Source organism: Pseudomonas sp. (assembly GCF_035554175.1).
Taxonomy (GTDB): domain Bacteria; phylum Pseudomonadota; class Gammaproteobacteria; order Pseudomonadales; family Pseudomonadaceae; genus Aquipseudomonas.
Genome location: NZ_DATMIV010000050.1, coordinates 298,413 through 314,125 on the forward strand (window position 1 = coordinate 298,413; position 15,713 = coordinate 314,125).

10 protein-coding genes are annotated in these 15,713 nt (G+C 60.1%); 4 read left to right on the top strand and 6 right to left on the bottom strand.

The genetic code is table 11. From position 1 onward, the window contains the following. Positions 1–87: 87 nt before the first annotated feature. From glgB to VNV36_RS22770, 3 genes are all read right to left on the bottom strand, one after another. Positions 88–2,319: a 1,4-alpha-glucan branching protein GlgB gene (glgB, locus tag VNV36_RS22760; RefSeq protein ID WP_325720788.1), complete on the bottom strand. Its 2,232-nt coding sequence runs from the start codon at positions 2,317–2,319 to the stop codon at positions 88–90. Further along, complete coding sequence (gene treS, locus VNV36_RS22765) at positions 2,316–5,663, bottom strand: maltose alpha-D-glucosyltransferase (protein ID WP_325720790.1); 3,348 nt, start codon at positions 5,661–5,663, stop codon at positions 2,316–2,318. Before treS ends, glgB begins: the two co-directional genes overlap by 4 nt. Before the next feature lie 143 nt (positions 5,664–5,806). Next, on the bottom strand, positions 5,807–7,804 hold the full coding sequence (locus VNV36_RS22770; RefSeq protein WP_325720792.1) for an alpha-1,4-glucan--maltose-1-phosphate maltosyltransferase: 1,998 nt from the start codon (positions 7,802–7,804) through the stop codon (positions 5,807–5,809). A gap of 218 nt (positions 7,805–8,022) precedes the next feature. On the opposite strand from VNV36_RS22770, the gene VNV36_RS22775 reads away from it, so the two are divergent. Beyond that, entirely contained in the window at positions 8,023–8,181 is a 159-nt protein-coding gene (locus VNV36_RS22775) for a hypothetical protein (RefSeq protein ID WP_325720794.1), read from the top strand. A 119-nt stretch (positions 8,182–8,300) separates the two neighbouring features. On the opposite strand, the gene VNV36_RS22780 is transcribed toward VNV36_RS22775, so the two are convergent. Further along, positions 8,301–8,813, bottom strand: a complete 513-nt coding sequence (locus VNV36_RS22780) for an MgtC/SapB family protein (protein ID WP_325720796.1) — start codon at positions 8,811–8,813, stop codon at positions 8,301–8,303. 125 nt (positions 8,814–8,938) lie between these two features. Between VNV36_RS22780 and VNV36_RS22785 the strand changes: the two genes are divergently transcribed. From VNV36_RS22785 to mapR, 3 genes are all read left to right on the top strand, one after another. After that, entirely contained in the window at positions 8,939–9,187 is a 249-nt protein-coding gene (locus tag VNV36_RS22785) for a DUF3203 family protein (RefSeq protein ID WP_325720797.1), read from the top strand. Between the two features lie 195 nt (positions 9,188–9,382). Next, positions 9,383–10,813 carry a cytochrome c oxidase accessory protein CcoG gene (gene ccoG / locus VNV36_RS22790; RefSeq protein ID WP_325720799.1) on the top strand — a complete coding sequence of 477 codons (1,431 nt, stop codon included), beginning with the start codon at positions 9,383–9,385 and terminating at the stop codon, positions 10,811–10,813. Positions 10,814–10,964: 151 nt separating this feature from the next. After that, on the top strand, positions 10,965–12,374 hold the full coding sequence (gene mapR / locus VNV36_RS22795) for a GntR family transcriptional regulator MpaR (protein ID WP_325720800.1): 1,410 nt from the start codon (positions 10,965–10,967) through the stop codon (positions 12,372–12,374). 132 nt (positions 12,375–12,506) lie between these two features. Here the strand turns inward: mapR and VNV36_RS22800 are convergent, their stop codons facing one another. After that, a complete protein-coding gene (locus tag VNV36_RS22800; RefSeq protein ID WP_325720802.1) occupies positions 12,507–13,253 on the bottom strand; it encodes an SDR family oxidoreductase in 747 nt (248 codons plus the stop codon). 164 nt (positions 13,254–13,417) lie between these two features. Beyond that, positions 13,418–15,499, bottom strand: coding sequence for a putative bifunctional diguanylate cyclase/phosphodiesterase (locus VNV36_RS22805; RefSeq protein WP_325720804.1), 2,082 nt, complete (start codon positions 15,497–15,499; stop codon positions 13,418–13,420). Positions 15,500–15,713 lie beyond the last annotated feature (214 nt).

A 15,713-nucleotide genomic window follows, 5' to 3' on the forward strand; every position in this document is an offset into this window, starting at 1 on the left:
GCGAGCCTGCTCGCGAAAGCGATGCCACCTTCAACCTCATCGTTGACTGACATGGCGCCTTCGCCAGCAGGCTCGCTCCCACAGGTGCTAGCCCTGCGGCTTTAGGATCAACACCGCCAACGGTGGCAAGTTGAGTTCCAGCGATAACGACTGGCCATGGCTTGGCACTTCTTCCGTGAGTGCCCCGCCGCCATTGCCATAGTTGGAGCCGGCATAAATGTCGGCATCACTGTTGAACAGCTCAGTCCAGCGCCCGGCAAAAGGCACACCGATTCGATAAGACTGACGCGGCACCGGGGTGAAGTTGGCGACCACCAGTACCGGCGAGCCATCCTTGCTCCAGCGCAACCATGCATAAACGCTGTTGATCGCGTCGTCGCCTATCAGCCATTGGAAGCCCTGCGGCGCGTCGTCCTGGTCATGCAGGGCCGGCTCATCGCGATACAGTCGATTGAGATCACCGACCAGTTTCTGCACGCCTTTGTGCTCGGAATACTGCAACAGATACCAATCCAGTTGCTGATCGTGGTTCCACTCGCGCCACTGGCCAAACTCGCAGCCCATGAACAGCAACTTCTTGCCCGGATGCGTCCACATGAAACTCAGGTAGGCACGCAGGTTGGCGAATTTCTGCCAGCGGTCCCCGGGCATCTTGTCGATCAGCGAATGTTTGCCGTGCACCACTTCGTCGTGAGAGATGGGCAGGATGAAGCGCTCAGACCAGGCATAGACCAGGCCGAAACTCAGCTCATTGTGGTGATGGGCGCGGTACACCGGATCCTGCTGGATGTAATGCAGCGAATCGTGCATCCAGCCCATGTTCCATTTGTAGGAAAAGCCGAGCCCACCCTGCTGAGTGCTTTGGCTGACGCCCGGCCATGCGGTGGATTCTTCAGCGATGACCAGCGCGCCCGGCGCTTCCAGCTCAACCACGTCGTTCAAGTGACGCAGAAAATCGATGGCTTCGAGGTTCTCGCGACCACCGTGGCGGTTCGGCACCCATTCGCCGGCCTTGCGCGAATAGTCCCGATACAGCATCGAGGCCACCGCGTCGACGCGCAGGCCGTCGATATGGAAGTGCTTCAACCAGTGCAGTGCCGAGGCCAACATATAGCCATGCACTTCGGTACGGCCGAGGTTATAGATCAGCGTGTCCCAATCCTGATGGAAGCCTTCCAGCGGATTGCCGTACTCATACAGCGCGGTGCCGTCGAACTGCGCCAGGCCATGGGTATCGGTGGGGAAATGCGCGGGCACCCAGTCGAGAATCACGCCGATATCAGCCTGATGGCAAGCGTTGACGAACGCAGCGAACTGCTCAGGTGTGCCATAGCGTGCGCTCGGAGCGAACTGTGAGAGCAACTGATAACCCCACGAACCACCAAACGGATGCTCCATGATCGGCATCAGCTCGATGTGGGTGAAACCCAGCTCTTTCACATATGGAATCAGCCGTTCCGCCAGTTCCGGCCAAGTGTACTGGCGCGCGACTTCACCAAGATCATCCAGCTCGCATTGCCAGGAACCAGCGTGCAGCTCGTAGATCGACAACGGTCTGGAGCGCTGCTGCCGGTCGTGGCGTGCATTCATCCAGTCCTGATCCTGCCAGTCGATTTGCAGCGGTGCGGCGACTTTCGAGGCAGTGTCCGGCGGCAGGCTGGTGGCCAGCGCCATCGGGTCGGCCTTGAGGGGCAGGATGCCGTGGGCACCGAGGATTTCGTATTTGTACAACTCCCCCGCCTGCAGGCGCGGAATGAACAATTCCCAGACACCGGAAGGATGACGCAGGCGCATCGGATGACGACGACCGTCCCAGACGTTGAAGTCGCCGACCACCGACACACGGCGCGCGTTCGGCGCCCACACGGCGAAGCGCACGCCGTCGACACCATCAACGGTTTTCAGCTGTGCACCGAGGCAGGCACTGAGGTCGCGGTGATTGCCCTCGGCAAACAGATACAGATCCATCTCACCGAGCAATTGGCCAAAGCTATAAGGATCCTCCGCGACCTGTTCGCCACCCGCCCAGCGCGTACGCAGCAGATACGGGCGCGCCTGATCGAAATGGCCAACGAACAGGCCCGGCGTTTCGGTCATTTGCAACGGGCCGATCTCTTCGCCGCTGTCTCTATCCAGCACCGACACACTCAGTGCACCCGGCAGGTAGGCGCGGATGAACTGCCCGCTTGCGCCGTCGCCATGCGGGCCGAGTATTGAAAACGGATCCGGATGTTCAGCGCGCACCAGCGCATCGATGTCTCTTGCCGAGGGTAACAATGCTTGCTTCACCACACCCTGTTCCTTGTTCGAGAAACTCATGACAACTCTCCACCAAGTTCGGAAAAGGGTTTAAGCCCGGTCAATAATCCATACAAGCCGTGCAATGGCACGGGCAGCCAGGTCGGACGGTTTTCTGCCTCGTAGACCACTTCATAGGCGGCTTTTTCCAGACCGAACAACGCCAGCGCGGCGTCGGCCCCCTCAGGATCCTGCCAGGCATGCTCAAGACTAGCTGCCGCCCCGCGGTATGCCTGGACAAATGCTTCGCGGGCTTCACGCAGATAACGCTCGGCGACGCGTTTGCGCGCCGCTTCGGCTTCGGCACTGTTATCGACGTTATGCACGTTGATAGTCATCGCCGCTGCGTAATCGAACGAGCGCAGCACACCGCTGACATCCTTGTACGGGCTGTGTTTGCCGCGGCGCTCACTCAGTGGCCGCGCCGGTTCGCCCTCAAAATCGATCAGGTAGGCATCGCCCTTGATCACCAACACCTGGCCCAGATGCAAGTCGCCATGCACACGAATGCGCAAGCCGCCGGTGGCTTTTTTCGCCAGATCCTGCACATGGGCAAGGATGGTTTTCTTCTCATCGACCAGTCGCTTGACCAGTTTCTGATCGGCGGCATTCAGTTCGCCCTGATGCTGCTTGAGCAGTTTCAGCGCGTGTTCGACCTGTGCGGTGACGTCCTTGCCCGTCGCCGCCATGTCCTTGCTCGACGACACTTGCGGGGCGAAGTCGGCGTTATCGGTCGGCGCGGCGAGTACCTGATGCATCTCGCCCAGCCGCTGGCCGAGCATGCCGGCAAAGTCCCTCAGCTCGCCCAATGCGTTGTAATGCTGCTCCTGCTCGGACATCGCGTCGGCCAGTTCATCGCGCAGCGCACGCTCAAGGTTGTTCTGCGTCCATTCCCAGGCATCGCCCTGATTGCTCAGATAACCCTGAGCGATCATCAGCAGGTTGTCTTCGCCCTGTGCATCACGGCGAATCACCGAACCCAGCAGAGGAGAGATATTGGCAAAACCGGCCTCGGTCAGGTAAGCGCTCATCTCCAGTTCCGGGTGTACGCCAGAAGCGACTTTGCGTATCAGCTTAAGCACCAGACTGTTGCCGATTACCACCGAGCTGTTGGATTGCTCGGCAGACAGGTAGCGCACATCCGACTCGGCACCGAGGCCGAGTTTTTCCAGATGCGCGGTCTGCTCGAAGCGAATTTCCCCTTCCGCAGATTCGAGCACGGTGTTGTTCTGCATACCTTGCAACACAGCGCGGACAAAGGTTTCCAGACTGAACGCATCAGTGATCAAGCCGACCTGACGCACACGACGCACCCGCGATAGCGCCAATTGCTGTGGCAATGGTGGGCCAACGTGATCCTCGGCGATAAAGCCGAACGGCAGCTGATAACGATTGGTCTGCCCGCCGCTGGTGACTTCGATCTCGCTGAGCAGCACTGGGTGCTGGGCATCGCCGAAGCGCACGCCATACGCGAGGTTGACCTTGTCGATGGCCGCATCCTTGCCGGCGAACCAGCGACGGTTTTGCAGCCAGCTCGGCAGAATGCTTTGCTCCAGCGTCGTACGCGACGGTGCTTCGAGCAGTTCTTCCATACGTTTTTTCAGCACCAGCGTGGTGAAATCCGGCAGGCTCTGCGCCGGCTCGACGTGCCAGCTCGGCATCTGGTTTTCCGCCGCCAGGGCGAACCAGTAGAAACCGTACGGTGCCAGGGTCAGGAGGAAATTCAGCTGGCCGATCGGCGGAAAGGCGTTACCGCCGAGCATTTCCACCGGCACCATGCCAACGTAAGCCGACAGATCCAGTTCCACCGCTTGCGCACTGCGTGAAACGTTGGCCACGCACAGAATGATTTCGTGCTTGCCGTCGGCGTCGGTGAATTCGCGGGTATAGGCCAGTACGCGACGATTGCTCGGTGAGAGCATTTTCAAGGTGCCGCGCCCGAAGGCTTTCGACTGTTTGCGCACTGCGAGCAGACGGCGAGTCCAGTTCAGCAGCGAATGTGGATCGCCGGACTGGGTCTCGACGTTGACCGACTGATAGCCGTACAGCGGATCCATGATCGGCGGCAGCACCAGGCTGGCCGGGTCGGCGCGGGAGAAGCCGCCGTTGCGGTCGATCGACCACTGCATCGGCGTACGCACGCCGTCGCGGTCGCCGAGGTAGATGTTGTCGCCCATGCCGATTTCGTCGCCGTAATACAGGGTCGGCGTGCCGGGCATCGACAGGAGCAGGCTGTTGAGCAGTTCAATGCGGCGGCGGTCGCGTTCCATCAGCGGTGCGAGACGGCGGCGGATACCCAGGTTGATCCGTGCGCGACGGTCAGCTGCGTAGTAATTCCACAGGTAGTCGCGTTCGCGGTCGGTGACCATTTCCAGAGTCAATTCATCGTGGTTGCGCAGGAAGATCGCCCATTGGCAGTTCGCCGGGATCTCCGGGGTTTGACGCAGAATATCAGTGATCGGGAAGCGATCTTCCTGAGCCAGCGCCATGTACATGCGTGGCATCAGCGGAAAGTGGAAAGCCATGTGGCATTCGTCGCCGTTGAGGCCGGCGGCATCGGTGTCACCGAAATACAGCTGAGTGTCTTCCGGCCACTGATTGGCCTCGGCCAGCAGCATGCGGTCGGGATAGTTGGCGTCGATCTCGGCACGGATCTGCTTGAGAACATCGTGGGTCTCGGGCAGGTTTTCGTTGTTGGTGCCATCGCGTTCGATCAGATACGGAATCGCATCGAGGCGCAGGCCGTCGATGCCCATGTCCAGCCAGTAACGCATCACCGACAGCACCGCTTTCATGACTTGCGGGTTGTCGAAATTCAGGTCTGGCTGGTGCGAGTAGAACCGGTGCCAGAAATACTGGCCGGCGACCGGATCCCAGGTCCAATTGGACTTCTCGGTGTCGAGGAAGATGATCCGCGTGCCGTCGTATTTCTGGTCGTCATCGGACCAGACATAGAAGTCCCGCGCTGCCGAGCCGGGCTTGGCCTTGCGCGCCCGCTGGAACCACGGGTGCTGGTCGGAGGTATGGTTGATGACCAGCTCGGTGATCACCCGCAGCCCGCGCTTGTGCGCTTCGGCGATAAAACGCTTGGCGTCGGCCATGGTCCCGTAGTCGCTGTGCACGCCACGGTATTCGGCGATGTCGTAGCCATCGTCGCGGCGCGGCGAAGGGTAGAACGGCAACAGCCAGATGGTGTTGACGCCGAGGTCGGCAATGTAATCGAGTTTGGCGATCAGCCCGGGAAAGTCGCCGATCCCGTCATTGTTGGAGTCGAAAAACGATTTGACGTGAACCTGATAAATCACCGCATCCTTGTACCAGAGCGGGTCTTTGATGAAGGCGGCTGCCTTGGGTTTCTTCGCCATGTGTAGCTCCTGAAAAATTCGTTTCTGCACAGAATCTGATTATGCTGATCCCTCTGTAGGAGCTGCCGAGGGCTGCGATCTTTTGATCTTGCATTTGAAAGATCGCAGCCTTCGGCAGCTCCTACAGGGGTTTGTGCAATGCTTTAGGCGGCGCTAATCCGCCAGATCCCGAATGGCTGATAGGCCGGGTCGATGCGCATGAACTGGTACTTGCCGTGCCAGTCCCAGCGATGACCGTTCATCAAATCTTCGCCATGGGTCGTGGCGTCGTCGGGCAGGCCCATTTCCCACAGCGGCAGTTCGAAATTCGCTTCCTGCACGTTGTGCGGATCAAGGCTGACCGCGACCAGGATGAAATTGCTGCCATCGGCGCTGCGTTTGCCGAAGTACAGAATGTTGTCGTTCCAGGCGTTGTAGATTTTCAGCCCCAGATGCGTGTGCAGCGCCGGGTTCTGCCGACGGATGCGGTTGAGCTGGGCGATCTCGGCAATGATATTGCCGGGGGCAGTGAAGTCGCGGACGCGGATTTCGTATTTCTCCGAATCCAGGTATTCCTCTTTGCCGGGCACCGGTGCCGATTCGCACAGTTCGAAACCGGAGTACATGCCCCACAGACCTGAGCCCATGGTCGCCAGCGCAGCGCGGATGAGAAAACCGGGACGCCCCGACTCATGCAGGAAGGCCGGGTTGATGTCCGGGGTATTGACGAAGAAATTCGGCCGGTAGCATTCGCGCCACGGCGACTCATTCAATTCGGTGAAATATTCCGCCAATTCGGCCTTGGTATTGCGCCAGGTGAAATAGGTGTAGCTCTGCGAGTAACCGACCTTGCCCAGACGCGCCATCATTGCCGGGGTGGTAAAGGCTTCGGCGAGGAAGATCACTTCCGGATACAGCGTGCGCACATCGGCGATCAACCATTGCCAGAATGGCAGCGGCTTGGTGTGCGGGTTGTCGACGCGGAAGATCTTCACCCCCTCCTTGACCCAGCCAACCACGATATCGCGCAACTCGACCCACAGGCTCGGAATCGCATCTGGCGCATAGAAGTCGACGTTGACGATGTCCTGATATTTCTTCGGAGGGTTCTCGGCGTATTTGATCGTGCCGTCCGGGCGCCAGTTGAACCAGCCCGGATGCTCCTTGAGCCACGGGTGATCCTGGGAACACTGGATAGCGAAATCGAGCGCGATTTCCAGACCATGATCGGCAGCGGCGGCCACCAGTCGGCGAAAATCTTCGCGGGTGCCGAGCTGCGAATGAATCGCCTCGTGCCCGCCCTCCTCACTGCCGATCGCATACGGACTGCCGGGATCATCAGGGCCGGCGGTCAGGGAATTGTTGCGGCCCTTGCGGTGGGCGCGACCGATCGGGTGAATCGGCGTGAAATACAGCACGTCGAAGCCCATGTCCTGAATCATCGGCAGGCGCGAGTGCACGTCGTTGAAGGTGCCGTGACGCTTGGGATCGTCGGTGATCGAGCGCGGGAACAGCTCATACCAACTGGCAAACTCGGCCAGCTCACGCTCAACGTCCATCGGGAATTCGGCAATGACGCTCAGATAGGCACGGTGATCGGCCTGGGCCATCAACTCTGCACTGCGCGAGTGCAGAAACAGCGCGACCTGCTCGGTTTCAAGCAGGCCGGACAATTCGTGGTGCAGCGCGGCCAGTTGTTCGCTGAGCTGACCTTCGCTGCGCTCGGCGGCCTGTTGCACCATGGTGCGGCCTTCCTGCAGCTCCAGGGAAACCGGCACTGCGGCGTTGTGCTTCTTTTCGAGCTCGTACTGGAAGCTGGCGAAATGGTCGATCCACGCTTCGATGCAGTACAGGTATCGGCCCTGCTCCTCTGGGCGGAACTGGCCTCGCCAGGTGTTATTGCCCTGATCGGACATCACCTCGGTCTGCCAGGTTTCCTGGCCTTCCTCGCGCCAGCGGATGCGCACCGCCAGTTTGTCGTGGCCATCGGCAAACACTTTGCTGGTCACCACCACTTCACGCCCGGCAATGGACTTGACGGCAAATTGGCCACCGTCGAGGGTCGGCATGGTGTTTTCGATGACGATGCGCGGCAACAGCAATGCCTGCGACAACGGCATGTGCGGGTTGTAACTCAGTTCTGATGGTCTTTCAGCAGTCATTGAGCATCTCTCCTTAACGCCCCAAGGACGCTCTTGTGCCGGAACAGTAATTGCAACAAAGCGCCGGCCCTGTCATGAACTCACTTAGGTTCCGAGCAACCGGCGCGGGGAAAAGTTCAGATGAAATTATCAAGTCACGTACACGGATCGAATTGAGCGCAGGCGGGTCAACCCACTTAAGCACGTCTCACGCCATGTGCCACACGGAGGGTCATCAAATGAACATCCCGATTCCGGCGGAAACGCCCGATCCGAATATCGACAAACCTGCCCTGCCCGAGACCGAGCCGGCGCCGGTTCCCGAGCAGGAACCGCCCGGCACCACGCCACCGCCGAAAGAAGAACCGCCGAATACGATGCCGCCGGTGATCGTCTGACGTATCTGTGTGCCGGCCCTGTAGGAACAGCCGAAGGCTGCGATCTTTTGATCTTCAAGATCAGATCAAGTCAAAAGATCGCAGCCTTGGGCAGCTCCTACACGGGACCGAGCAATTGGCTAGAGATGGTCGTTCTTGTCGACATCTTTCTCGAACAGTCGAACCAGGTAAGGCATCACGCTGAAGATCGCCAGCGCCAGAATCGTACTGAGCAACGCCGTCGCCTCCTTGCCCAAACCTACCGCTACGCCGATCGCCGCTGTCATCCATAACCCGGCGGCCGTGGTCAGGCCTTTGACATGGGCTTCGTCGCCCTTCTCGTTTTTCAGGATAGTGCCGGCGCCCAGAAAGCCGATCCCGGCGATCACCCCCTGCAGGACCCGACTCATGGCGTCGGACTCCGCGCCCGACGTCTGCGGCACCAATACGAACAGCGCAGCACCCAGCGCCACCAGCATGTGCGTACGCACACCCGCTGCCTTGCCTTTATGTTCACGCTCAAAACCGAGAATCCCGCCGAGTACCGCCGCCATCACCAGCCGTACGGTAATTCGCGTCAATTGCGAGGCATCGCCGATGTCAGCGAATTCGGCTTGCAGGGTTGTCCACACTTCATCCCACCAGTCTTCCATCGTGCCTCCCTTGTTATTGGCTTGATTAGCGATGGACAACAGCGACCATTAATCGGTTGCGCAGAACGATCGACGCGCAGCACTTCCTAACGTGCAGATATCCCTGGATAAAGAGGACTGCCGGCATGACCGTTGAAATCGATGAATCCAACCCTGAGAAAAAAGTCTGTATTTTCACCGTCGAAAATGGCCAGGAAATTCGTATCTGCGACACGCTGGAAGTCATGACGGACAGTGAAAAAGCCATGTCATTCGTGGAAATAAAAGGCAGGCGTGTCTTCATCACTGAAGCACAAGCCGATGCCTTGACCGTCGCTGGGGCCAAGGATGGGCGCAAACATTTGAAGGCCGATGACAGTGATTCGGTGGTTTGATTGATCTCGCTCAACGCTCTCCGCCGACGCCTGCGATAGGCGTTGGCGCCGCGCCCGCCGCGTTGCTTCAAGTTGTCGCAGGCATTGCGCCAATGCGCATCTGATCCGCTTTTTATTGCCAGACCTGAGTCTGTTCTGCAAACAGATCGGCGCTCATAGTGCATCGGCCTGATGGAGGCTGATGAGCGAACGACCATGAGCGACCGAATCCCCGTCCGAACCGTAGATGCGTCTCCCACCATGAACAAGGTTCCCGCGCGCCCGATCAAGGCGACGGCCAGAGCCAGCGACAATCAGATCCACACCCGCAGCTTCACCGGGCTGTTTCGTACCTTGCGCATGAGCGGTGCGGGGTTTCTGTTCGTGTTGTTCTTTGGCACGGTCTGGTTGAACTGGGGCGGGCGGCAAGCGGTGTTGTGGGATTTGTCGGAAAGCAAATTCCACATCTTCGGCGCGACGTTCTGGCCGCAGGATTTCATTTTGCTCTCGGCCCTGCTGATCATCGCCGCGTTCGGTCTGTTCGCCATCACGGTGTTCGCCGGGCGGGTCTGGTGCGGTTACACCTGTCCGCAGAGTTCGTGGACGTGGATCTTCATGTGGTGCGAAAAGATCACCGAAGGCGAACGCAACCAGCGGATCAAACTGCAAGCCGCACCCTGGAGCCTGAACAAACTGGCGCGGCGCGCCGCCAAGCACACCCTGTGGCTGGCAATCAGCGTCATGACCGGGGTGACCTTTGTCGGCTATTTCACGCCGATCCGCCCGTTGGCTGAAGAACTGCTGACCCTGCAGATCGGTGGGCTCAACCTGTTCTGGGTGCTTTTTTTCGCCGCCGCCACTTACATCAACGCGGGCTGGCTGCGCGAGGCGGTGTGCATGCACATGTGTCCGTATGCGCGGTTCCAGAGCGTGATGTTCGACAAGGACACGCTGACCATCGCCTACGACGCTGCCCGTGGCGAAAACCGCGGCCCGCGCAAGCGCGATGTTCGCCCGGTCGAAGCGGGCCTCGGTGATTGCATCGATTGCCAACTGTGCGTGCAGGTCTGCCCTACCGGCATCGACATCCGCGATGGACTGCAAATGGAATGCATCGGCTGCGCGGCGTGCATTGATGCCTGCGATTCGATCATGGACAAAATGCATTACCCGCGCGGTTTGATCCGCTACAGTTCCGAGCGCGAATTGCAGGGCGGCAAGACTCATCTGCTGCGCCCGCGCCTGACTGGCTATACGGCGGTGCTGTTGGTGATGATCGGCGCGCTGGCGCTGGCCTTGGTCGAGCGGCCGATGGTGTCGCTGGACGTGACCAAGGATCGCGGCTTGTTCCGTAAGAACGCCCAAGGACAGATCGAAAACATTTACTCGCTCAAGGTCATCAACAAGACGCAGCAACGGCAGGATTACCGGTTGCGCCTGGTTGACGGTGACGGGTTCGAGTTGCAAGGCAAAACGGCGCTGAGCCTGGCGCCGGGGGAGATTGTCGATGTGCCGGTGTCGGTGGCGATGACTGCGCAACGGCCCGCCAGCAGTTCGCAGACGTTGAGTTTCCGGATTGAGGACAGTAATGAACCGCAGGTGTACAGCGTGGCGAAGAGCCGGTTCGTGGCGCCGATCAATCGCTGAGCCTTCAGAATGATGCAATCCCTGTGGCGAGGGAGCTTGCTCCCGCGGGTTTGCGCAGCAGCTCCTGAATCTTGTGAGTGCTGCGCACTCAAGCGGGAGCAAGCTCCCTCGCCACAACAGCTAACCGAATTCAGTCCATTGCGGAATACCGATGAAACGCTACGAAAAATTCGCCGACGACATCGCTGAACTGATCCGCTCCGGCGTCCTCGGCCCCGGTCAGCGTGTGCCGTCGGTGCGCTATGCCAGCCAGACCTACGGCGTCAGCCCGTCCACCGTATTCCAGGCCTATTACCTGCTCGAACGCCGGGGCCTGATCCGCGCCCGGCCGCGTTCCGGGTACTTCGTCAACACCCATGCGCCGAGCCCGTTCTCCGAGCCGGTGATCAGCCCACAAGTCAATGAATCCACCGAAGTCGACGTCAGTGAACTGGTGTTCTCTGTGCTCGACTCGATCAAAGACCCGAACACCGTGCCCTTCGGCTCGGCGTTTCCCAGCCCGACCCTGTTTCCCCTGCAACGCCTGTCGCGCTCACTGACCAGCGCTGCGCGGGAAATGGACCCGCGCATGGTGGTCACCGATATGTCACCGGGCAATCCGCAACTGCGTCGGCAGATCGCTCTGCGCTATATGGTCGGCGGACTGATGTTGCCGATGGAAGAACTGCTGATCACCAACGGCGCCCTCGAAGCGCTGAATCTGTGCCTGCAAGCGGTGACCGAACCCGGTGATCTGGTGGCCATCGAAGCTCCGGCGTTCTACGCCAGCCTGCAAGTGCTGGAACGGCTCAAACTCAAAGCCGTGGAAATCCCGGTGCACCCGCGCGACGGCATCGACCTCGGCGTGCTCGCGCAAACACTGGAACGCCATCCGATCAAAGCCTGCTGGTGCATGACCAGTTTCCAGAACCCGATGGGTGCGACCATGCCCGAGGCGAAGAAGCAGGAGCTGGTCGAGTTGCTGCGCCAGCATCAGGTGCCGTTGATCGAGGACGATGTCTACGCCGAACTCTATTACGGCCAACAGGCGCCAAAACCGGCCAAGGCCTTCGATACCGAGGGCCTGGTGATGCACTGCGGCTCGTTTGCCAAGAGCCTGGCGCCCGGCTATCGCATCGGCTGGGTTGCCGCCGGGCGTTATGCGCAGAAAATCGAGCGGCTGAAGCTGATGACCTCGTTATGCGCCTCGATGCCGGCGCAGGCGGCGATTGCCGACTATCTGCAACATGGCGGTTACGATCGGCACCTGCGCAAACTGCGCTATGCGCTGGAGGAACAGCAGAGCGCCATGCTCGCGGCGATCGCGCGTTACTTTCCGCCGCAGACCCGGGTCAGCCAGCCGGCCGGCGGTTACTTTCTCTGGCTGGAATTGCCCGAGCAGATGGATTCGCTGAAGCTGTTTCAGATGGCATTGGCGCAAGGCATCAGCATCGCACCGGGGCCGATCTTCTCGCCGACCCGGCGTTTCAGGAATTGTATTCGCTTGAATTACGGCAGCCCGTGGAGCGAGGAATCGGAAAAGGCCATGGAGACGTTGGGGCGGATTGTGCGGTCGTTCTGACAGACAGATATTGTCGAGTCTGGCCCCTTCGCGAGCAGGCTCGCTCCCACAATTGGTTCTGTAGTCACACATCCACTGTGGGAGCGAGCCTGCTCGCGATGGGGCCGGCATTAACAACGAAAATCCAGAGGGTTACCGCCCGCCCCCCAAATCCACAAACGTCCCCGTCGCATACGAAGCCTTGTCCGACAGCAACCAGACAATCGCCTCGGCTACTTCATCAGGTCGCCCGCCGCGGGCCATGGGAATCGCCGACTCGAGTTTGCTGACCCGATCCGGGTCGCCGCTCAGGGCATGGAAGTCGGTATAGATGTAGCCCGGCCGCACCGCATTGACCCGAATGCCCTCGCCGGCCACTTCCTTGGACAGGCCGATGGTGAAGGTGTCGAGCGCGCCCTTGGACGCTGCGTAATCAACGTACTCGTTCGGCGAGCCCAGACGCGCCGCGACCGACGACACATTGACGATGCTGCCGCCCTGCCCGCCGTGTCTGGGGGACATGCGCAGGATCGCGTGTTTGGCGCAGAGGATCGGCGCCAAAACGTTGGTTTTCATGATTTTGAGAATGCGGAATTCGGACATTTCATCGACCCGCGATTTTTGCCCGACCGTACCGGCGTTGTTGACCAGCGCAGTGACGCGGCCCAGTTCGCTGTCGACGCGCTGAAACATGGCGATCACTTCATCTTCGATACTGACATCGGCGCGTACCGCGATGGCTTGAGCGCCCAGGGCTCGAACCTGCTCCAGTACGCTGTGCGCAGCCTGTTCATCCGCCTGATAGTTGATACAGATCCGATAGCCCTGTTCGGCTGCCAACAGCGCCGTCGCAGCGCCGATTCCACGCCCGCCACCGGTGATGACAATGACTTTATCCATGCTGGCCTTCCCCCACGTGCAGACGTAACAGTCGCGGCCAAGAATAACTGCCATTCAAGGCTTTTGCATGAGTTCTATGGTGTTTGGGCAATCGCCTTCGCCAGCAGGCTCGCTCCCACAAGGGACTGCAATCAACTGTGGGAGCGAGCCTGCTCGCGAAGACCTCAGACCACGGCCAGTCGCTGTCCGCGGACGATGTCCTGCATGAAGCGCTCCGCCGGCATCGGATGGCCAAGCAGATAGCCCTGCAGCGAATCACAGCCCAACCTGGTGAGGAAATCCTGCTGCGCACCAGTCTCGACGCCTTCGGCGACAATCCGCAGGTCCAGCGCCTGCCCCAGCGCCACAATGGCCGAGACAATCGCGGCGTCATCGCTGTCGTGCTCCAGATCGCGGACGAACCCCCGGTCGATCTTCAGCTCATTGGCCGGCAGACGCTTGAGGTACATCAGGCTGGAATAACCGGTGCCAAAGTCATCGATCGACAGGTCGACGCCCATGTCCGACAGCTCTTGCAGCACGGTCATGCTCGCGTCGGCATCGCTCATCGCCGTGGTTTCGGTGATTTCCAGGGTCAGGCTGTTAGCCGGCAAATGATGGGTGGCCAGCGCCTTGGCGACACTTTGCACCAGCCCGGCATGACAGAACTGCAACGCCGAGAGGTTCACGGCAATGCGCCAGTCGGTGTAACCCAGCACGTACCACTCGCGCATCTGCCGACAGGCTTCGTTGAGCACCCATTCGCCCATCGGGATGATCAGGCCGGTTTTCTCGGCAAGATCGATGAATTTGTCCGGCATCAACAACCCGTGAACCGGGTGCGCCCAGCGCAGCAGCGCTTCGGCACCGACCGGACGGCCGTTGGCTGCGTCGAATTTGGGCTGGTAATGCAGGCTGAACTGGTTGTGCTCGATGGCCGCGCGCAGATCCTGCAGCAGTTGCAGCTGTTTGCGCGCGTTGGTGTTCATTGACGCGTCGAAGAAGCTGTAGCCGTTCTTGCCACCGCCCTTGGCGTGATACATCGCGGCATCGGCGTTCATCAGCAGTTCCTGGGCGTTCTCGCCATTGCCCGGATACACGGCGATGCCGACGCTGGCGGAAATCTGCAGGTCATGCTCGGCGACGCGGAAGGTGCGACCAATCAAGCCGACCTGGCGCGCGGCCAGGCTCAAGGCGTCGTCGGGCTCGGTGAGGCGCACCAGCAGAACGAATTCATCGCCACCGATCCGTGCCAGCGTGTCCTGGCTGCGCAAATCTTCACGCAGCCGTACGCCGACTTCGCGCAGCAACTGATCGCCCATGTGATGGCCGAACGCGTCGTTGACCGGTTTGAAGCCATCCAGATCGATGAACATCAGGGCGAAGCAGCCGCCCTGCTCCTCAACCTTCTTGATCGCCTGATCGATCCGGTCGTCGAGCAGCATGCGATTGGGCAAACCAGTCAGCGGGTCGTGCAGCGCCAGTTGGGTGAGTTCGCGGTTGGCCACGGTCAGCGAGTGCGCCAGATCCGCAGTGCGCGCTTCGAGGCGGGCGTCGAGAATCGAGGTCAGCAAGGCGATCGACAGTACCGCCAGCGTGGTGATTACCACCAGACTGTCGAGGCCGTTGCCTTTCAAGCCATTGACCGTCGCGCCGCAGAAACTGCCGTCAGGAAATTGCGCAGCGGCCATGCCGGTGTAGTGCATGCCGACAATCGCCACGCCCATGATCACCGCCGCGCCGGCGCGAATCATCCGCACATAGGGCGATTGCTGGCGCAAGCGAAAGGCAATCCACAGTGCCGCTGCCGAGGCGCCGACGGCAATCAGCAGCGAAGCACTGAACAGGGTCGGGTCATAATCGATACCGGGAGTCATACGCAGCGCGGCCATGCCGGTGTAATGCATCGCGCTGATGCCTGAGGCCATGATCAGCGCACCGAATGCCAGTTGCGCAAGCGGCAGTTCAGGCTGGCTGACCAGCCACAAGGCAAAGCCGCAGGACAGAACCGCAATCAACAGCGACAGCGCCGTCAGGGCGAAGTCGTAGCCCAGTTCGATCGGCAATTTGAAGGCGAGCATGCCGATGAAGTGCATCGACCAGACGCCAACGCCCATCGCAAACGCCCCGCCCGCCGTCCAGAACTGCACGGCCCGGCCTCTCGCCGTGGCGATGCGCCCGGTGAGGTCGAGCGCCGTGTAGGAAGCCAGGATTGCCACGCACAGCGAAATGAAAACCAGGGTGAAGGAGTAGCTGCCGATGAGCATGAACGTTCTCGTGACGACCCGAAACCGTACTGCTTCCATTCTCGGTTGGGCAAATGCGGCGATTGTACTGATTGCGCGGCAGAACGCACTGACAAAGTAACCAAATTGCCATCAAGCCGATGAAACGCTTGTTCGATCGTCCTACAAGGTTCTGGGGTGGGCTTTAAGCCCACCCTATGGAAGCGATCTCGCACCGGACACAATCCCTGTGGGA